At 51.4% G+C, this 19,658-nt stretch carries 18 protein-coding genes; 7 read left to right on the top strand and 11 right to left on the bottom strand.

What is annotated here, in order from left to right:
• Nucleotides 1–57: 57 nt before the first annotated feature.
• The 4 genes from ahpF to ACFODX_RS09565 form a co-directional block, all read right to left on the bottom strand.
• Nucleotides 58–1,623: an alkyl hydroperoxide reductase subunit F gene (gene ahpF / locus ACFODX_RS09580; protein WP_378118476.1), complete on the bottom strand. Its 1,566-nt coding sequence runs from the start codon at nt 1,621–1,623 to the stop codon at nt 58–60.
• A gap of 93 nt (nt 1,624–1,716) precedes the next feature.
• A complete protein-coding gene (ahpC, locus tag ACFODX_RS09575; protein WP_378118474.1) occupies nt 1,717–2,280 on the bottom strand; it encodes an alkyl hydroperoxide reductase subunit C in 564 nt (187 codons plus the stop codon).
• Nucleotides 2,281–2,686: 406 nt separating this feature from the next.
• Nucleotides 2,687–3,142, bottom strand: a complete 456-nt coding sequence (locus tag ACFODX_RS09570) for a tetratricopeptide repeat protein (RefSeq protein ID WP_378118472.1) — start codon at nt 3,140–3,142, stop codon at nt 2,687–2,689.
• A 43-nt stretch (nt 3,143–3,185) separates the two neighbouring features.
• Nucleotides 3,186–3,947, bottom strand: a complete 762-nt coding sequence (locus ACFODX_RS09565) for a ParA family protein (RefSeq protein WP_378118470.1) — start codon at nt 3,945–3,947, stop codon at nt 3,186–3,188.
• Nucleotides 3,948–4,170: 223 nt separating this feature from the next.
• Here ACFODX_RS09565 and ACFODX_RS09560 point away from each other — a divergent pair, with 223 nt between their 5' ends.
• The 4 genes from ACFODX_RS09560 to ACFODX_RS09545 all read left to right on the top strand — a co-directional run bounded on the left by ACFODX_RS09560 (nt 4,171) and on the right by ACFODX_RS09545 (nt 7,649).
• Entirely contained in the window at nt 4,171–5,154 is a 984-nt protein-coding gene (locus ACFODX_RS09560) for a serine/threonine protein kinase (protein WP_378118468.1), read from the top strand.
• 81 nt (nt 5,155–5,235) lie between these two features.
• Nucleotides 5,236–6,051, top strand: coding sequence for a serine O-acetyltransferase (gene cysE / locus ACFODX_RS09555; protein WP_378118466.1), 816 nt, complete (start codon nt 5,236–5,238; stop codon nt 6,049–6,051).
• 198 nt (nt 6,052–6,249) lie between these two features.
• Nucleotides 6,250–6,648, top strand: coding sequence for a hypothetical protein (locus ACFODX_RS09550; protein ID WP_378118464.1), 399 nt, complete (start codon nt 6,250–6,252; stop codon nt 6,646–6,648).
• Between the two features lie 101 nt (nt 6,649–6,749).
• Complete coding sequence (locus tag ACFODX_RS09545; protein ID WP_378118462.1) at nt 6,750–7,649, top strand: hypothetical protein; 900 nt, start codon at nt 6,750–6,752, stop codon at nt 7,647–7,649.
• 69 nt (nt 7,650–7,718) lie between these two features.
• Here the strand turns inward: ACFODX_RS09545 and mscL are convergent, their stop codons facing one another.
• The 7 genes from mscL to ACFODX_RS09510 form a co-directional block, all read right to left on the bottom strand.
• Nucleotides 7,719–8,132 carry a large-conductance mechanosensitive channel protein MscL gene (gene mscL, locus ACFODX_RS09540; protein WP_378118460.1) on the bottom strand — a complete coding sequence of 138 codons (414 nt, stop codon included), beginning with the start codon at nt 8,130–8,132 and terminating at the stop codon, nt 7,719–7,721.
• A 90-nt stretch (nt 8,133–8,222) separates the two neighbouring features.
• The gene (locus ACFODX_RS09535; protein ID WP_378118458.1) at nt 8,223–8,414 is read right to left on the bottom strand and encodes a CPXCG motif-containing cysteine-rich protein; all 192 of its coding nucleotides are present in this window, start codon (nt 8,412–8,414) and stop codon (nt 8,223–8,225) included.
• A 31-nt stretch (nt 8,415–8,445) separates the two neighbouring features.
• A complete protein-coding gene (gene ubiD / locus ACFODX_RS09530; protein ID WP_378120080.1) occupies nt 8,446–9,927 on the bottom strand; it encodes a 4-hydroxy-3-polyprenylbenzoate decarboxylase in 1,482 nt (493 codons plus the stop codon).
• 184 nt (nt 9,928–10,111) lie between these two features.
• Nucleotides 10,112–11,371 carry a transcription termination factor Rho gene (gene rho / locus ACFODX_RS09525; protein ID WP_324259947.1) on the bottom strand — a complete coding sequence of 420 codons (1,260 nt, stop codon included), beginning with the start codon at nt 11,369–11,371 and terminating at the stop codon, nt 10,112–10,114.
• 415 nt (nt 11,372–11,786) lie between these two features.
• Nucleotides 11,787–12,116 carry a thioredoxin TrxA gene (gene trxA / locus ACFODX_RS09520; protein ID WP_324259948.1) on the bottom strand — a complete coding sequence of 110 codons (330 nt, stop codon included), beginning with the start codon at nt 12,114–12,116 and terminating at the stop codon, nt 11,787–11,789.
• Nucleotides 12,117–12,222: 106 nt separating this feature from the next.
• The gene (locus tag ACFODX_RS09515; protein WP_378118455.1) at nt 12,223–14,616 is read right to left on the bottom strand and encodes a response regulator; all 2,394 of its coding nucleotides are present in this window, start codon (nt 14,614–14,616) and stop codon (nt 12,223–12,225) included.
• Nucleotides 14,617–14,809: 193 nt separating this feature from the next.
• The gene (locus tag ACFODX_RS09510; protein ID WP_378118453.1) at nt 14,810–15,112 is read right to left on the bottom strand and encodes a hypothetical protein; all 303 of its coding nucleotides are present in this window, start codon (nt 15,110–15,112) and stop codon (nt 14,810–14,812) included.
• Between the two features lie 327 nt (nt 15,113–15,439).
• On the opposite strand from ACFODX_RS09510, the gene ACFODX_RS09505 reads away from it, so the two are divergent.
• From ACFODX_RS09505 to ACFODX_RS09495, 3 genes are read left to right on the top strand one after another with little or no spacing between them, the layout of a single operon-like run.
• Nucleotides 15,440–17,077, top strand: coding sequence for a glucan biosynthesis protein (locus tag ACFODX_RS09505; protein WP_378118451.1), 1,638 nt, complete (start codon nt 15,440–15,442; stop codon nt 17,075–17,077).
• A gap of 1 nt (nt 17,078) precedes the next feature.
• The gene (gene mdoH / locus ACFODX_RS09500; RefSeq protein ID WP_378118449.1) at nt 17,079–19,007 is read left to right on the top strand and encodes a glucans biosynthesis glucosyltransferase MdoH; all 1,929 of its coding nucleotides are present in this window, start codon (nt 17,079–17,081) and stop codon (nt 19,005–19,007) included.
• Nucleotides 19,008–19,012: 5 nt separating this feature from the next.
• Nucleotides 19,013–19,585 (top strand): COG4648 family protein, encoded by a 573-nt coding sequence (locus ACFODX_RS09495; RefSeq protein ID WP_378118447.1) that lies wholly within the window; start codon nt 19,013–19,015, stop codon nt 19,583–19,585.
• The last annotated feature ends 73 nt before the right edge of the window (nt 19,586–19,658 follow it).

Genomic DNA, 19,658 nt, shown 5'->3' with positions numbered 1-19,658 from the left:
AAAAATAAAAAACCGCGTGACAACCCAGCATCACGCGGTTTTTATTTTCACAGCGAATTAAGCCGGTGCACTGGTACGAATCAAGTGATCAAACGCACCGAGCGATGCAGTGGCGCCAGCGCCCATGGCGATAATAATTTGCTTGTAAGGCACATTGGTGCAATCGCCCGCTGCAAATATACCCGGCACCGAGGTTTCACCGCGCGCATTAATTTCAATTTCACCGCGGTTGCTTAGTTGCACTGTGCCTTTTAGGAAATCGGTATTGGGCAGCAGGCCGATTTGCACAAAAATACCTTCCAATTCCACGGTCGCAATATCATCGGTATTGCGGCTTTTGTATTTCAAACCTGTCACTTTTTCGCCGTTGCCAATCACTTCGGTAGTCATGGCTTCGGTAATAACGGTCACATTGGGCAAGCTAAATAATTTGCGCTGCAACACTGCATCGGCACGCAATTTGGAATCGAATTCAATCAAGGTGACATGGGCGACTATACCGGCCAAATCAATCGCCGCTTCCACACCGGAATTACCACCGCCAATGACAGCAACGCGTTTGCCTTTAAACAGAGGGCCGTCACAATGCGGGCAGTAGGCCACACCCTTGCCTCGATATTCCTGTTCACCGGGCACATTCATCTCGCGCCAGCGTGCACCGGTGGCGAGAATAATACTTTTGCTTTTTAAACTGGCACCGCTGGCAAGTTTAACCTCAATCAAATCGCCGTGATTATCACCGGGAATTACCTGCGCGGCCTTTTGCAGGTTCATCACATCCACGTCGTATTCTTTAACGTGTTGCTCCAGTGCCATCGCGAGTTTTGGCCCTTCGGTTTCTTTCACCGAAATAAAATTTTCAATCGATACTGTATCCAATACCTGACCGCCAAAGCGTTCGGCAACGACACCAGTGCGAATACCTTTGCGCGCGGAATAAATTGCCGCGGCTGCACCGGCGGGGCCACCACCAATAACCAGCACATCGTAAGGGTCGCGCTCGCTCAAGGCTTTGGCTTCGCGCTCGGACGCACCGGTATCGACTTTTGCAATAATTTCTTCCAAGGTCATGCGGCCTTGGCCAAAGTGTTCGCCATTCACAAACACTGTAGGCACCGCCATGATTTTGCGCGCGTCCACTTCTTGTTGGAACAAGGCACCATCGATCATGGTGGCAGTGATCTTGGGGTTTAATGCGGCCATTAAATTCACGGCTTGCACTACATCCGGACAGTTGTGGCAAGAGAGCGATACAAACACTTCAAAATGTAATGGTGTATCAATCGCTTTAATTTGCTCGATGGTTTTTATATCCACTTTGGGTGGATGACCACCGCTGTGCAACAGCGCCAATACCAGCGAAGTAAATTCATGCCCCATAGGGATGCCCGCAAATTGAATGCGTGCACTGGAACCAACAGCACCCACATGAAACGACGGTGTTAATTTCGCGCTGCCGTTTTGACGCAAACTGACTTTGTTGGAAAGCGCGGTAATCTCTTCCAACAGCGTTAACATTTCTGCGCTTTTGGCGCTGGCATCAAGGCTTGCTACCAATTCAATGGGCGCTTGCAATTTTTCAAGGTAGGCAGTGAGTTGGCCTTTAATCGCGGCATCTAACATGGTCGTCTCCGTGGGATTTTGTAATGCAAGCCCGCCTTGTGAGCGGGCTTTTTTTAGCGCTCTGGATAAAAAACGCGAGATAAAAAAGTCAGCTTAGATTTTGCCAACCAAATCAAGTGATGGAGCCAGGGTCGCTTCACCTTCTTTCCATTTTGCCGGGCAAACTTCACCTGGATGCGCAGCAACGTATTGCGCGGCTTTCACTTTGCGCAACAGTTCAGATGCATCGCGGCCAATACCGCCGGCGTTAATTTCAATGATTTGAATTTTGCCTTGTGGATCGATCACAAAAGTACCGCGATCAGCCAAACCAGCTTCTTCAATCATCACACCAAAATTGCGCGTGATGGTGCCAGTTGGGTCGCCAATCATTGGGTATTGGATTTTGCCAATGGTTTCAGAGCTGTCATGCCATGCTTTGTGAGTGAAGTGAGTGTCAGTAGATACTGCGTAAATTTCTACACCCATTTTTTGGAACTCAGCGTAGTTGTCCGCCAAATCGCCCAATTCAGTGGGGCACACAAAGGTGAAGTCAGCGGGGTAAAAAAATACTACCGACCACTTACCTTTCAGGTCTGATTCGGTCAGGTGAACAAATTTGCCTTGGTGATAAGCCTGGGCACTGAATGGTTTGATTTCTGAATTGATACTTGCCATGAGTTACACTCCTGAGTCTATATGGGCTACGCCCGTGGGTTACTTGCGTTACGGGGAGCAGATTAAGGACTAAGGGGCAGCAGCGCTAATTGATAATCGCCATGCAAGCGATTTGAAAACTTTATGGATAAAAAAAGACAATCTACGTGATTTATTATTTTTATAAAAAACGCAGAAGCAAATAAATGCTCACGCTTGTAGATGTACAAGCAATACACCCGAGCTACCTGGCAATATTTTAATTACATCGAAGAACTATTTTTGTTGTTTAAATAGTTGTACTGCACTGTACCTGTAAAACTCCCTACCGATTAAAAATTCACTGCAGCAATCGCAACAAAAATCAACACAATAAAAAAGGCAATCGCGTTACTTGCCGATTGCCTTTTTATTAACTCTTACGCGATCAATACCCCTGCACCATCAACTCCAAACGCTGTAAACCTTGCGCCGCCTCTGAGCCTGCGCTGGCAAAACGTTTGCCTTGCTGGATGAACAGGCGGGCTTTATCCGGTTGGCCCAGTTGCAAATAACTTTCTGCGAGTAACAGGTACAAATCCGCGGCGCGGCGGTCGATGCGCAGGCCGCGCTCGGCGGTGGCTATGGCACCCTGGTAATCCTGTTGCTGATATTGGCTGCGCCCCTGACGGGCAAGGCTGAGGGCGGCGGGGTTGATCATGACTGCGGGTGTTGCTGGCGCCGGGGTAACTGCGCCCGGTTGCGGGTAGGTGACAGCCGGTGGTGGCGCGGCGGGTTTGGGCGCGGGTTGCGGTTGCGGCGAGGGGTAGTTGGACTGGGTGGTACAACCGGCCAGCATTAATAGCAGGCTGGCAAGACACAGCGAATAACAGTGCTTGATCATTGGATAACTCGTTCAGGTGAGACGGTTGGCAATCGCTGGGCGATTATTCGTTTTCTTTGGCCGCGGCTTTAAGCAGGCGCGCTATCTCTTTCCATAAATCCAGGTAGGCCAGCGCAGCGCGGCTGCGCTGATTGTAGCTGGTTAGGGGCGCGCGCCGCAGCCCCATTTGCTCCACGGCGGCATCGTTGGGGATATAAGTTTTGAGCATGGGCAGCGGCATCTTTTTACTGTTTTCTATTGCCTCGCGATGCAGGCTGCGGCGCATATCTACCTGATTAAAAAATCCGACAATGCGCTTGGGGGCCGATTTTTTGCTGGCGAGGAATTCAATCACCTGCTCCATGGCGCGCATGGAAAGTGGGCTGGGAATCATCGGGATCAACAATATATCCACCTCTTGCAACAGCTGTTCAACACTGGGCGAGAGGGTGGGCGGGCAGTCAAAGATCAGGATATCGGCTTTTTCACTCAGGGGTTTGAGCAGCTGCTTGAAGAACTTTTTGTCCTTGCCCAGCTCATCAAACTCGCTGTCCAAGCTGCGCAGGCTGAGGTCAGCGGGAATTAACATCAGGTTGGGAAAGGGGCTGAATAATTCCATTTCGGCGATGGATTTGCCTTTGCTGAACAGCTTGATCGCTTTACCCGTGCCCGGCTCCTGCTGACAAAACCAACTGGCCGCCGCCTGCGGGTCCAGGTCCCAGAGGATGACATTTTTTTTAGCCGCAGCGGCCATGTAAGCCATGTTGACGGCGGTGGTGGTTTTTCCCACCCCACCCTTGAGGTTGTAGAAGGCGATTTTAATCATGGCAATTCCGTTTATTAGCGGTGGCTGTCGCAGTGACTGTTGTAAAGACTGCCGTAATGAATGTTGTTAGGTTCGGGCTCAACGAATTATTACTTGTAGCATTTTTAACCGCCTTACACAAAATTTAACCGCCAGAAAAAGATCTGCACCACAATGCTATTTGACTCGCACCGGGTGGCTGGCAAGGGCGTACAATCGCCCTCTACTCTTGCGAGCACTTGCCATGACCCAAAACCATCCCTACGAATTACTCACACCTGACCTGGTGCTGGATGCCATCGACAGCACCGGCTATTTGACCGACGCGCGTATTCTGGCGCTGAACAGCTACGAAAACCGCGTGTATCAGGTGGGCATAGAAGGAGGCAGCCCGCTCATCGCCAAGTTCTACCGCCCCGACCGCTGGAGCGATGCGCAAATTGTGGAGGAACACCGGTTTACCGCTGCACTTAAGGAGTTGGAGATTTCAGTAGTACCGCCGCTGCTGGATGACCAAGGCAATAGCCTGCGCGAGTTCCAGGGCTTTCGCTTTGCGCTCTACCCACGTCAGGGCGGCCATGCGCCCAACCTGGACGACTTTGATGCGCTGCTCAGCCTTGGCCGTACCTTGGGGCGCATTCATGCACTGGGGCAAGCCCAACCGTTTGAGCATCGCCCGGCATTGGATATCCAGAGTTTTGGCCGCGACAGCTATGACTTTTTACTCGCCAACGATTTTATCCCCGCCAGCCTGCGCGAGTCTTATCGCACTCTGGGCGCCGATTTACTGAGCGCCTGTGAACGCATTTTTGCGCGGGTGAAGTACAGGCCTATCCGTCTGCACGGCGACTGCCACCCCGGCAATATTTTGTGGCGCGATGAAGTGCCACATTTTGTGGATTTTGATGATGCGCGCATGGGGCCAGCGATTCAGGATTTATGGATGCTGCTCTCTGGCGAGCGCGAACAGCAGACGCTGCAATTGAGCGAGATACTGGAGGGCTACCGCGAATTTTGCGATTTTGACCTGGCCGAGCTGGCGCTGATCGAAGCCCTGCGCAGCCTGCGTATCATGCATTACAGCGCCTGGCTCGCGCGGCGCTGGACTGACCCTGCATTCCCCCATCACTTTCCTTGGTTTAATAGCGAGCGCTATTGGGGTGAGCATATCCTGGAATTGCGCGAGCAGTTGGCCGCGCTACAGGAACCACCACTGGTTATTTATTGAACATAAACTTGGTGGCGCGCTGGAATTATTGGCCGGCGCCCCCAATAATGGTTTTTTAGTTTTCCCTCTAAGGATTTGGCCATGAATGCCACCGCAACCGCCACTGCCGCCAGCAAAGCCCTGGTGCTCGACAGTCTCTGGGAAGCCATCCGCCTGCAGACCCGCAAACAGGCCGAGGCCGAACCGGTGCTCGCCAGCTTTCTTTACTCTACCATCCTCAATCACGACACCCTGGAAGCCGCGCTGAGCTTTCACCTGGCCAATAAACTCGATAGCCCGGCCCTACCTGCCATGCTGATCCGCGAAGTCATTGAAGAGGCCATGGCCAAAGACCCCGGTATAGTAGAGTCAGTGCGCGCCGACCTGCAGGCGGTCAGTGAGCGCGACTCCGCCTGCTGCTCATTGGTCACCCCCCTGCTCTATTTCAAAGGTTTCCATGCACTACAGGCTTATCGCATCGCCCATTGGCTGTGGAATCAGGGGCGCAATTCACTCGCCCTCTTCCTGCAAAACCGCATCTCGGCTGTGTTTGCGGTGGATATCCATCCGGCCGCGCGTATTGGCAAGGGCATTATGTTTGACCATGCCACCGGCATTGTGATTGGTGAAACCGCGGTGGTTGAGGATATGGTGTCCATCATGCAATCCGTCACCCTGGGTGGCACCGGCAAGGAGGCGGGCGACCGTCACCCCAAAGTGCGCAAAGGGGTGCTGATTGGCGCCGGAGCCAAGATATTGGGCAATATTACTGTGGGTGAATGCGCCAAAGTGGGCGCTGGCAGTGTGGTGATAAAAGATGTCCCGCCACGCGCCACAGTGGCCGGTGTGCCCGCGCAAATCATTGGCGAGACACAGTGTTCACAACCCGCCCGTGAGATGGATCACCTTATTCGCTAATCCCGCCCACCAAGGCTGGCGCCCAACCAAGAGGCAGCCAGCCGCACCCAAAAAATCATCGCGCACCAAAAAGAGCCTTCTGTTAGTTATAAAAGCAATAAAAAATACCGACTTAAGCTGTAAATAGGCTTTGGTCTGGATTTTGCTCAAGTCTTGATCTGGGCCCACAAGGCTCGTCCACAACGGAGGAGAGCGAAGATGCAATACACTAAACCCATGGTTGATTTGGTGTACGAAATTCGGCGCCGGGTTGATGCTGCAATGAAACCCGGCGTGAAAATGGCCAACCCCGAGCTGTTAAAAGAATTGGCCGACTACCATCACCACAGCAAAGACACCATTACCAAAGCGCTGATCAAAGAATTATTGTTTATGGCAGGGCCGCCCTGGGCGACCCTATTGGAGCCGGCACAGCCCGATAATAAAGACTTGCCGCGCCAGGTGGTTAAGGTCTATCGCGGACAAACCGTACTGGAAGAGGCTAGCCATGAGCCAGCAGTGGCAGAGCCGGATGTGGTGCGCAGCGAAATACTCAGCCCCATCGCGCCTGCGGTAGAAAAACCTGTGCGTATGTATCGCGGCCAGCCTATTCTTTAAGCTGGACGACCTGCAAAATGGCGCCCAAAATAATGGTGATCAGCTGCGCCCTGAATGTATGACCCGGCGTGTAATTCCAGCTACTGGATGACTAATTGATTATGTTCCCCATTCGGCGCCTGCAAACCTGCTGTCTATTGCTTGTCCTGCTGCCGGCCCTGTTGTTTGCCGGGAAGAGCCTTGCCTCGCAAACCGCCCCTATCGCCGTGCTACCCGATATCCACAATGATTACCAACGCTTTCTTGCCAATCGCGATGTAAGGGCTGTGACTTATTACGGTGGCGCTTACGCCCGCCGCGATGTGATTGAATTAGTCTTGATGTTGCAGGCTTTGTCGCTGGGGGGATTTACCCATCCCATCCAGTTTGTGGATGAAGAGAATTACTTTCGCAGTATTCGCAACGTGATTGATGGCAAAACCCTGAGCGTTGGCAGCACTATCTGGTATCAAGATCTGATCAATCAACAAAACCAATTGCACATTTCTGCGCCGATTGTGCAGGAGGGGCAATTTGTTGTGGGGCTTTACACTTCACCCAAAAATCAACGCGCGCTTGCCAGTAAAAACCTGGCGCAGCTAACCCAGCTCAAGGTGGCTACCAGTCGCCAATGGAAACCCGACCTCAATACGCTGCAACACATGGGTTTTGACAAAATTATGTTTACGCCCAATTGGGTAAACATAGCGCGTATGTTAAATGCCGGACGGGTGGACCTGAGTCTATCGCCCGTTGCCAACAACCCCACCAAAGAAATTAATGTGGACGGCATAAAATTAATCCCGATTGAGGGAATAAAAATCGCCATCAGTGGCAGCCGTCATTGGCCGGTGAGCAAAAAACACCCCATGGCCGATGAGTTTTATCGCGCCCTGAGCCTTGGCACTGCACAATTGCGCGCGAAAGGCACGATTGAGCGCGCCTACCGTGAGTGCGGATTTTTCCATCCAGAGCTTGAACAATGGACGTTGCTTAACCCCACCCCAAAATCCCAGCCATAAAAAAAGCGATCCATCTCTGGATCGCTTTTCTGGTGCCAGGAGCATAACGCCCCAAACCGCCGTGAAATATTACTTTTGCTGCTGTTTTAATAAATCGCGAATTTCCGTTAACAGCAACTCTTCTTTGCTTGGCGCTGGCTCTGCCGGCGCTTCGGGTGCTGGCTCATCTTTGCGTTTCAGGCGATTCATACCTTTAATCACCATAAAAATCGCAAAGGCGACTATCGTAAAATCCAGCACGGTTTGGATGAATTTACCGTAGGCAATAAGCACCGGCTCTTTACCTTCAATCAGCGCCGGCAGGGTGACAGCCAAATCGCTAAAATCTACACCGCCAATCAACCAGCCAATGGGCGGCATAAATACATCGCTCACCAATGAACTGACAATCTTGCCGAATGCGGCGCCGATAATAATACCCACTGCCATATCCACCACATTGCCACGCATGGCAAATTCTCTGAACTCTTTTGCGAAACTCATTTAAATTCTCCTTTCAAATTGGAAGTAATAACCGCATTGCAAACCACGTGGAACTTATAGCGCATAACCCGGGCAAAGCCAAGGTGGGTGTTATTCATCATCGCGCTGGGCATGCACCTCGGGCAATCCGTCCTCGTCCACAACCACATGGAGTGAGATAGGCCTACAGCAAACCTGGCAGTCCTCAATATAGCTTTGCTCACTCACCGAGCAATCAACCAGCACAGTGATAGGTTCACCGCAATAAGGGCAATCCAGAAAACACTCTTCCTGTAACGCCATAAACAAACTCCCACTATCAGCAGAAAATAAATTAATAAGCCGTTGGTAAATCTATACCCAAGTCAGCCCAGATTTCATCAACGCGCGTTTTTACCGCTTGATCCATCACAATCGGCGTACCCCATTCACGCGTGGTTTCACCCGGCCATTTATTGGTGGCATCAAAACCGATTTTGGAACCCAAACCCGATACCGGTGAGGCAAAATCCAAATAATCAATCGGCGTATTTTCAATCATCACCGTGTCGCGCGCCGGATCCATACGGGTTGTCATAGCCCAGATCACATCGTTCCAATCGCGCGCATTGACATCGTCGTCAGTGACAATCACAAATTTGGTGTACATAAACTGCCGCAAAAAACTCCACACCCCCATCATCACGCGCTTGGCATGACCGGGATATTGTTTTTTCATGGTGACGACAGCCATGCGATAAGAACAGCCTTCGGGTGGTAAATAAAAATCCACAATTTCCGGAAATTGTTTTTGCAAAATCGGTACAAACACTTCATTCAACGCCACACCGAGAATCGCAGGCTCATCTGGCGGACGCCCGGTATAGGTGCTGTGATAAATCGGATCGCGGCGGTGGGTAATGCGCTCGACAGTGAACACTGGAAAATTATCGACTTCGTTGTAATAACCGGTGTGATCGCCAAACGGCCCCTCAGGTGCCAGGTCATTGGGGGCGATATAACCTTCCAAAATAATTTCTGCAGATGCCGGCACTTGTAAATCATTGCCGATACATTTCACCACTTCGGTTTTATCGCCGCGCAACAAACCCGCAAAACCGTACTCAGAAAGTGTATCCGGCACGGGTGTAACAGCACCGAGAATCGTTGCCGGGTCAGCACCCAAAGCAACGGCAACGGGATAATTTTTGCCAGGGTTTTGGATTTGGAATTCACGAAAATCCAGCGCGCCGCCGCGATGAGAAAGCCAGCGCATAATCAACCGGTTTTTACCGATTTTTTGCATACGGTAAATGCCCAGATTCTGGCGCTCTTTATGAGGGCCACGGGTAACGACCAAAGGCCAGGTCATTAAGGGCCCCGCATCGCCCGGCCAGCAAGTTTGGATGGGTAGCAAATCCAAATTCACCGCATCACCTTCCAATACAACTTCCTGACATTGCGCTTTGCTCAGCACCTTGGGCGCCAAATTTAACACCTGTTTAAACAGCGGTAGTTTTTCCCAGGCATCTTTAAAACCTTTGGGTGGCTCTGGCTCTTTTAAAAACGCAAGCAATTTGCCCACCTCACGCAGGGCACTCACCGATTCCTGCCCCATACCCAAGGCAACTCGCTCGGGCGTACCAAATAAATTGGCAAGCACCGGCACGGAATAACCCTTGGGATTTTCAAATAACAATGCGGGGCCGCCGGCACGCAGGGTGCGGTCGCAAATTTCCGTCATTTCCAAATTCGGATCGATTTCTTGTTTTATGCGCTTTAACAAACCGCGCGCTTCCAGCAGGGCGATAAAATCGCGAAGGTCTTTATATTTCATCATGTAAAAACCATGGTTATAGAAAAACAAAACCCGTAGGGCACACAGCTTATACGGGGATAAATTTCCCGCATTACGCTGTGCTCCATACGGGCTACACGCTTACCCCACCCTAACCCTCTCCTTGGCAGGGGAGGGAATTACTCCTCCCACTTTACTAAGGGGGAGGCAGGGAGGGGGTTGTTTATTTACGTTTCATCGACATAAAGAATTCGTCGTTGGTTTTGAAATCTTTTAATTTATCGAGCAAAAATTCGGTTGCTGCTACATCTTCCATATCGTTTAACAAACGACGCAAAATCCAGGCGCGCTGCAGCTCGTCTTCTTTCATCAATAAATCTTCGCGGCGAGTGCCAGAGCGACGCACATTAATCGCAGGGTAAATACGCTTTTCTGCAATTTTGCGATCAAGGTGCAATTCCAGGTTACCCGTACCTTTAAATTCTTCGTAGATCACTTCGTCCATTTTGGAGCCGGTATCAACGAGTGCGGTGGCGATAATACTCAGGCTGCCACCCTCTTCGATATTACGCGCGGCACCAAAGAAACGTTTGGGGCGCTCCAATGCATGGGCATCCACACCACCGGTCAATACTTTGCCTGATGAAGGAATGACAGTGTTGTAGGCACGCGCCAAACGAGTGATGGAGTCCAGCAAAATCACCACATCTTTTTTGTGTTCAACCAAACGCTTGGCTTTTTCAATCACCATGTCAGCCACTTGCACGTGACGCGCGGGCGGCTCGTCAAAAGTAGAAGCCACCACTTCGCCGCGCACGGAGCGTTGCATTTCCGTTACTTCTTCAGGACGCTCGTCGATCAGCAATACGATCAAATGACATTCGGGATTATTGCGCGTAATCGCCTGCGCAATATTTTGCATCATGATGGTTTTACCCGCCTTTGGCGGCGCTACGATCAAACCGCGCTGGCCTTTACCGATAGGTGCAATCAAATCGATGATACGACCAGTGAGGTCTTCGGTAGAGCCGTTACCGGCTTCGAGGGGCAAGCGAACATTGGGGAACAGCGGAGTGAGGTTTTCAAACAGAATTTTATTGCGGGAGTTTTCGGGCTTATCAAAGTTAATGTCGTTAACTTTTAACAGGGCAAAATAACGTTCACCTTCTTTAGGGGGGCGAATTTTGCCGGAGATAGTATCGCCAGTGCGCAAGTTAAAGCGGCGAATCTGACTGGGCGACACATAGATATCATCGGGACCCGCAAGGTAAGAGCTATCGGCGGAGCGTAAAAAACCAAAACCATCCACCAAAATTTCCAAAACACCGTCACCGTAAATATCCTCGCCGCCTTTGGCATGACGCTTGAGGATATTAAAAATAATATCCTGCTTGCGCGAGCGGGCGATATTTTCCAGCCCCATTCCATGAGCGATATCAATTAATTCTTCAATCGGTTTCTTTTTAAGATCGGTTAAGTTCATAGGAAAGACTTTATAGATGGATGTAGGTTTATTGCAGGGAATCGCCAAAGCGATGCTGGTTAGAATGTTGAAACGCGTTATAGAAATTTAAAACAGGTAGAAAGTTCATACTCATTATGCCGTTTGGCTTGCGATGGAATCGGGCAATGTGTAGCGGATAATCAATTAGCCAGTCAGACCATGATGGGCGTGAAGAAGCCCGATCATTTTTTGTTAGTAGATAGCTGGTCGGTTGAGTTATTCGCGTATCAGATACCGGGGCAAGGACAACAGCAGGGAATTTAGAGTTTGTTTGCTATTTAACAGAACCGGGAAGGGGATTCACTCAGCAACAAACATTGGATGCTTGGAGTATAGCCACAAAAATCTCCAAGTGCAAAAACAAATTGGGCCATCGAGTGATGGCCCAGCATACTTAAAGTGAAGAATTGATAAAGTCGACCAGCTGCGGCTTACTCAGTGCACCCACTTTGGTTGCATGGGCTGCGCCGTTTTTGAAAATGATCAATGTTGGGATACCGCGGATACCAAACTTCGCCGGAGTGTCTTTATTCGCATCGACATCCATTTTGGCAATTTTGATTTTACCTTCAAATTGTTCGGCCAAATCATCGAGGATTGGCGCAATCATTTTACATGGCCCGCACCAGGCAGCCCAGAAATCCACCAGCACTGGCAAGTCTGCAGTTAACACATCCTGCTCAAAGCTGGCATCACTTACATGAACAATTGCATCGCTACCCATAAATCACTCCAAAACTATCGGTTAACTGGTACCGGGCGAACCCAATGAATGGGCCTCATAATAAGGACTGACCTCAGGACAGGCAAGGAGAAAAAACCAATCAACGCTATAGGAGCGCGCTATGCGGAGGCGACATCAAACCTGCAGCCTCAAACGCAGCATAAAGGGTATCCAGAGTAATAGGCTTGGAAAGGTAATAATTCATGCCGCTAGCAAATACCGCTTCGCGGTGCTCCTGCAATGCATGCGCTGTCAGGGCGATAATAGGAATCGGAATCAACCCCTCCCGCCGCTCGTAGTCACGAATGCTGCGAGTCGCTTCAAAGCCATCCATTTCCGGCATTTCACAATCCATCAAAACCAAATCGAAACGCTGGTCAGCATCCTGCACCGCATCGCATGCCTCTGCGCCATTTTCAGCAAATACCGGGGTTATCCCAAGCTTGCCCAGCAAGCCTTTGATCACCATCCGGTTGACCGGATTATCCTCTGCGACCAGCACCCGTAAATGGGAGAATTTGCCCAAATCCTGCTGCTTGCGCTCGACTGGCAACTCGGGGGCTGCCTCGTGACCGGACAAGGCAATCAGTTCGCGTCGCAACAGCTTCATAGATATAGGCTTGCGCACAATAGAGTGCACGGCCAGCCGGCGCAATTGCGCCTGGTCATGATAAACATCGCCCGAGCTGAACATAAACAATGACAGGTCGACAAACTCCGGGCTATCGCGCAGCCACTGTGCAAACTCCAAACCGCTGGCATCGGGTAGCGAGTAATCGACACCAACAAAATCAAATGGCTCGCCAGAATGCATGGCATGTTTCAGTTGCGCCAGCGCCGCTTTTGCAGAACGTACAGCCTCTACATTGACACCCCACTCGCGACAGCAGCGACTGACAAATTCGGCGAGCATGACTCCACCTTCAACTAGCAATAATTTTTTATTGCGCAACAAATGCCCGCTCTGCTCATGGGAATCACCAGTCAGATCACACACCGATTCCTTGCTCAGCCTGACGGTAAACCAGAAGGTCGAGCCGCGACCTTTTTCGCTTTCCACACCGATTTTGCCACCCATGAGTTCGGCGAGACTTTTACAAATTGCCAAACCTAATCCCGTGCCGCCATATTTGCGCGTGGTAGAAGCGTCAGCCTGATTAAACGAATCAAACAAATTGCCGGCACTCGCCATATCTATACCTATGCCGCTATCTTGCACAGCAAAATGCAATTCAATCTGATCCTTATCCAATTGCTGGAGCACACTCACCTGCAGGGAAATAAAACCCTCGCTGGTAAATTTAAAGGCATTGCCTAAAAGATTAATAATAATTTGCCGCAAGCGCGTAGGGTCGCCACGCAACCACTGGGGAACTCCCGGCAAGAGCCCACCAAAAAGTTCAATTTGTCGTTTATTCGCCGTTGCGCCAAATAACTGGATGCAATTTTCCACTAATTCATCTAACTCAAATGTGGTCTCCTCCAACTCCATTTTTCCCGCTTCGATTTTGGAGTAGTCGAGGATGTCATTGATGATGGTCAGCAGGGTTTCACCCGAGCGATGAATAACGTCGATGTAATGTTTTTGGTTTTCATCCAAGGGCGTATCGCGCAGCATCTCCAGCATGCCGATAACGCCATTCATGGGCGTGCGGATTTCGTGGCTCATGGTTGCCAGGAATTGGCTTTTGGCGCGACTGGCATCTTCCGCTGCATTTTTTTGTCGCCGCGTTTCCAGCTTTTCTTCTTTTTCTGTCAGCAGTGCGATTTCAATCGCATGGCGCTGCTCAATATCATCGAGCAGGGTTTCACGCATGTGATTAATAGCACTGACCACATTATCCAATTCATCCGGTGCTGAATTAACTTTCAAGCGTTTTAGCTTGAGCGGTTTGGTGAGCGTTTCCAAATTGAGATTGCGCGCGTAATTCGCAACCGCCTTCATGTGACGAGTCAACAGCGTATGTACCAACCACACAATAAACAGCGCAATCACCAGGGTTTTAGTGCCCTGCACCAACGCGATAAAAATCGCGCGCTGCCATAGCTTTTCGTAAATGCTATTCAAGCTGGCGGTAACGGTAAGTACACCAAGCTGCTGCTGCGGGGTACTGGCGTCTTCATAGATAAGCGGATAACTGCGCACCAAAAATTGACTGCGCTTGGTTTCCAGCTCTTTGGGGTCATACATGTTGTTGGTGGCAACCAGCGTCTGCTCGGTGTTATTCCAGTCGTGCCAAATGACCTGCACCTGTACTACATCATCCACCGCCAGAACACTGTGGATCTGGATATTCAGCTGCTCCTGGTCAAACCCCCAAAGGCTTTTGGTAATACTGGCGAGGGTGCTAATACGCACCTGATCGATGCGCTTTTCAAGTGCGGCTATGTCGTCGTTAAAATTGCTGTGCAACTGCAGCAACACGGCGACCAAAGTGATGATTGAGCTGCTGATAATAATGAGCCCAAGCAGCCTTGCGGCTATTGGGTTTTCGCGCATGTAGCGTCTTATACCAGGCATGTCACTCATCGCATTTACAGTAAAGTGGGCAATGCTTGGAGTGTAGCACCTAACATTGACGGGCAATCAATTGTCGAGCATTCAAGTCGAGGATGGATTAACTGCCCTCTCGATAACTCGCTCGATTACCCGGCTCGCGCCCTCAAACATGCCCGGTTAGACCGAGGAGAAACTAATGCGCATAGCCGGACTGCAAATGCACCAATACACCTTCTGCCTGTGCGGTAAAGGCGACACGTGAATCGCCGTCCGGCAAGGATGCACCAAGCGCCTGCGCATAAAAACGCAGCCCGGAAGGGCCAGTCCTGCCTGCCGACAACCACTGGACATAGAGTTCAGCAAGGCGCTCCCGATCCACCGCATCGCCAAGATGGGAAAACTCCAAATAGAGTTGATCAAGTTGCAGGATAACGCGCCGGACGACTGGCAAAAGCGTGGGCTGATTGACTGTCTGATGGATGCTTGGGCTTGGCATAAACTCACTCCTGTTTGGGACGCTCCCCCTTCTGTTGAGTTAAGCCGACATAGCACCGGGTGCAAAGACTAATTAGTCATAACAAGAGGCGTTGAAACGCAAAGTCTCAAGCCCACTTATTGCCACAAGGACCAATATAAAAAAACTTTCCCTGCCTCCGGAACAGCCGCTATTTTTAGCACTGGATGGTTTACAATGCTTCACCTTTAATAACCTTTCATATCACTGAAAAATGGCGCTAGATTTTTATCAGATTCAAGCCATTACCCGTTCCGGGCAGATTCACTTTCACAACCCATCTCAATTATCCAAGGCGGAGTAAACTGGATGAGTATCCTGTGTAACAACAACAAAACCACCGGCAATTTAAGCGCACACAAGCGTCTGCTGGGGCTGATAATGAGCTGCACGCTGGGACTGGGAGTCAGTTATTCGGCGCTCGCCCAAACATCGTCATCCGCACCAGCCATTGCGCCGGCAGCGGCGAGCGACATAGTCAAACCCGATCTATTCGATGCGATTGCAGAACGCGCCAAAAAACTTGCCAAGCGCGAGTACAAACCCATAGAAGCAAATATTCCCGATGCTTTGGCAAAGATGGATTACGACCAATATCGCTCGATTCGCTTTCGCCCTGAAGCTGCACTGTGGCACAAAGAATCCTTGTTTGAGTTACAGCTATTTCACCCGGGGTTTCTCTACCGCGAACCCATAGTGCTGCACATGGCCAACGACGCGCCCGATTCATTTGTGCAATTCAAGCAAGACTTTTTTAGCTACGATGGCCCAGCGGCACCGCTCGCCGGCATTGCTCCCAATAACATTGGTTTTGCCGGCTTTCGCATCCATTACCCGCTCAACAGCAATGAATACAAAGATGAATTTGTTGTTTTCCAGGGCGCCTCTTACTTCCGCATGGTAGGCCCCGGCCTGGCGTATGGGCTTTCCGCACGTGGTCTGGCAATCGATACTGCAGAACCCAAAGGTGAGGAATTCCCGGTATTTCGCGAATTCTGGTTGATCAAACCAGCGCCTGAAGATACCCGCATGGTGATTTACGCACTGCTGGACAGCCCATCCATCAGCGGCGCCTATCGCTTTGAAATCATCCCCGGTGCACCCACGGAAATGGCGGTTGAAGCCCGTTTGTTCGCGCGCAAAGACATCTTGAAAGTTGGCATAGCACCACTCACCAGTATGTATATGTGGGGCGAAAACCACACCCGCTTTGTGGATGATTTCCGTCCGGAAGTTCACGATTCCGATGGTTTGTTAATGGCGGCCTCAAACGGCGAGTGGATATGGCGCCCGATCAGCAACCATCGCCAACTGCGGGTTTCATCGATGCTGGATGAAAATCCTCGCGGTTTTGGCTTGCTGCAGCGCGACCGCGATTTTGATCACTACATGGATATGGAAGCCCGCTACGAGAAGCGTCCGAGCATGTGGATCATGCCCGAGGGCGACTGGGGTAAAGGTCGCGCCGAGCTGGTGGAAATCCCAAGCGATAGCGAAACCAACGATAACGTTGTTGCCTATTGGGTGCCCGCCAAGGCGATGAAGGCCGGCAGCAGCGCAACCTACAAATATCGCCTGCGCAGCTTTGATGATCATTTGGCTGAAAACACCGGCGCCAAGGTCATACGCACACGCATTGGCTGGGGAGCAAACCCGGGCCAAGCTAATCCACCGCCAGTCAGCAAACGCAAGTTTGTTATTGATTTCCGTGGTGGTGAATTGGATAACCTGTCAGCCGATGCACCGCTGATTGCCGAGATGCAGCAATCCTCCGGCGCCATCAGTGAGCTGAGTGTGCGCCAACTGCCCGATGGCCGCACCTGGCGTGCATCATTCAAGCTGGAACCGGATGGCAATAACGTGGCCGATATGCGCCTGTTCCTGAAGTTACGCGATCAGCGCCTAAGCGAAGTGTGGAGCTATGTCTGGTACCCGGATGCCATCTGATATGACCGACAGCTTTCGCGCCCCTGCTGATTTATCCCAAGCGCCCGCGGATGCCTTTCGCATCCCGGGCAAAGCCTTGCGCCGCTATGTATATACCCTCTTGAGCCTCATAACAGCGGCCTGCGGTATCTACATCATGTTTGACATATTAAGTGCCAACGAACTCAAGCCGTTGGAGACTGTCATCATGGTGCTCTTTGGCATCAGTTTCACTTGGCTCAGCCTCGCATTCTGGAGTGGTGTATTCGGGTTTATCCTGCAAATGCTGAAAATTGATCCGCTGAGCCTAAAATCCATAAAAACTATGGGCCTGGATGACTCACCGATCACTACTCGCACAGCGGTGGTTATGCCGGTTTACAACGAGGATACCCAGCGAGTGATTGCTGGTTTTGAGGCTACCCTGCGCTCACTCGAAGCAACTGGCCAGATCGACAAGTTTGATTTTTTCCTGCTCAGCGACACCACCAACCTCACTATTGCCCAGGCTGAGCGCGATGCCTGGCAACAGCTGCAGGAGCGTTTGGGCGCACTGGGAGCGCAAACCTTTTATCGCCGCCGGGAGAAAAACATCGGCCGTAAAGTGGGCAATCTGGCGGAGTTTTGCCAGCGCTGGGGCGCCAACTACGAGCAGATGATTGTGCTCGACGCCGACAGCGTGATGGCCGGCGCATGTCTGTTAAAAATGGTGCGCGCCATGCAGGCCAACCCGCGCTGCGGGCTGATCCAAACAGTGCCTATTCCGGTGCGTCAAACTACTTTTTTTGGCCGTTTTGTGCAGTTTGCCGCCGTACTTTACAGCCCTATGCTGGCAACCGGCCTGGCCTTTTGGCAAACCGATGCGGCCAATTATTGGGGCCACAATGCAATCATCCGCCTGCGCGCCTTTATCGACCACTGCGGTTTACCGAGCTTGCCTGGTCGCGCACCTTTTGGCGGCGATATTCTCAGCCACGACTTTGTTGAAGCCGCCATGCTGCGCCGCGCCGGTTGGGATGTGTTTTTGCTGGCCGATTTGGAGGGTAGCTACGAAGAGGTGCCCTGTAACATTATCGATTACGCCAAACGCGACCGCCGCTGGGTGCAGGGTAATATCCAACACCTGGGGCTGCTCGGCACCAAAAATTTACACCCGATTAGCCGCCTGCATTTCCTGCTGGGTGCCGTAGCCTATATCACCTCGCTGGTGTGGATGCTGCTGCTGGTTCTGAGTACAGCCGACGCTGTGGTTCGCGCCATTAATGCGAATGTTTACTTTACCGAGATGCACCAGCTTTACCCCACTTGGCCCATCGCCAAAACCGAGTTGATTATTGCACTTATCCTACTGACAACCCTGTTGCTGATGGGGCCCAAATTGCTTGGTGTGCTGGTGACCATCACCCACCGACGCAAACAGTTTGGCGGCACGCGCGCAATCATCAAAGGTGCGCTGGTCGAGACCATTTTTGCAGTGCTCATCGCCCCCATCATGATGATTTACCACGCGTACTTTGTGATTTCGGTACTGCTTGGCTTTAAAGTGAACTGGGATTCCCAAGAGCGTGAAGGGCGTTTATTACCCTGGAAGGAATGTATAGCGCGCACTTCCAAAATGACCATAGCGGCGATTCTTTGGGGTTATGTCACCTATGTTTATGCGCCGATATTTTTCTGGTGGCTGCTGCCGGTTATTACCGGACTGGTGCTCTCGGCCCCCATGGTTCGCTACTCCAGCAGTCTGGATTGGGGCCGCAGTGCGCGACTGCGCAAAATATTCTTAACTCCCAGTGAAACCCAGGAAGACCCTGTGCTCACCGAGCTAACCAAACTTCTGCAAGAGGAACATAAACCTCTGGCAGTACCCGCCCCTATTCCCGCACTGCCGGCGGATAATTGGGTCGCCATGCCACACCGCGACATGGATGACTACCAAACGGTGACGCGCTAACGACTATGAGACCATTACTGAATCTGATTCTGGTACTGGTCTCTGTCGCCTATCCATTATTGGTATATCTGGGCATCCAGCATGTGAGCCCGGCGCTGTTTGCTCTGGTGCTGGCAAGCCTTGCGCTAGCCAAGTTCATGGCTGCACGCCGCGCCGGGCGCAAACCGGAAACCGCAGAACTGACACTGCTGATAATCGCCCTGGGTTACAGCCTGACGCTGGTCATCACCAACAGCGAATTAATGCTGCGCTTCTACCCGGTACTTATCAGCCTCTGCGTAGCCCTGTTGTTTGCTTTGAGCCTGCGCGCGCCCGAAAGCCTGATTGAGCGCCTCGCCCGTCTTGCAGGCGAAACCATCACCCCGCGCGCCAAAAGCTACACCCGCAAACTAACCCTGATTTGGGCCCTGCTGCTGCTTGGCAATGCACTGGTCGCGCTGTATCTGGCGATTTTTGCCAGCCTGAAAAGCTGGGCGCTCTACAATGGCCTGGTGTCCTATGTTTTTTTTGCGGTGTTTTTTGCATTGGAATACGCCTACCGCCGCTATTACATCCACAAGTATCGCGAACCGGCGTAACGCCCGGGTTTGGGTTGGCGCTTGGGCTGGAGTATCATGGCGCCCGATCCGCCTTTAACCTTTCCCGCCCGCA

The organism is Cellvibrio fontiphilus, assembly GCF_042646205.1.
In the GTDB taxonomy this organism is placed as follows: Bacteria; Pseudomonadota; Gammaproteobacteria; order Pseudomonadales; family Cellvibrionaceae; genus Cellvibrio; species Cellvibrio fontiphilus_A.
The sequence above is the reverse complement of the archived record's forward strand: the minus strand, read 5'-3'. Positions and strand labels throughout refer to the sequence as shown.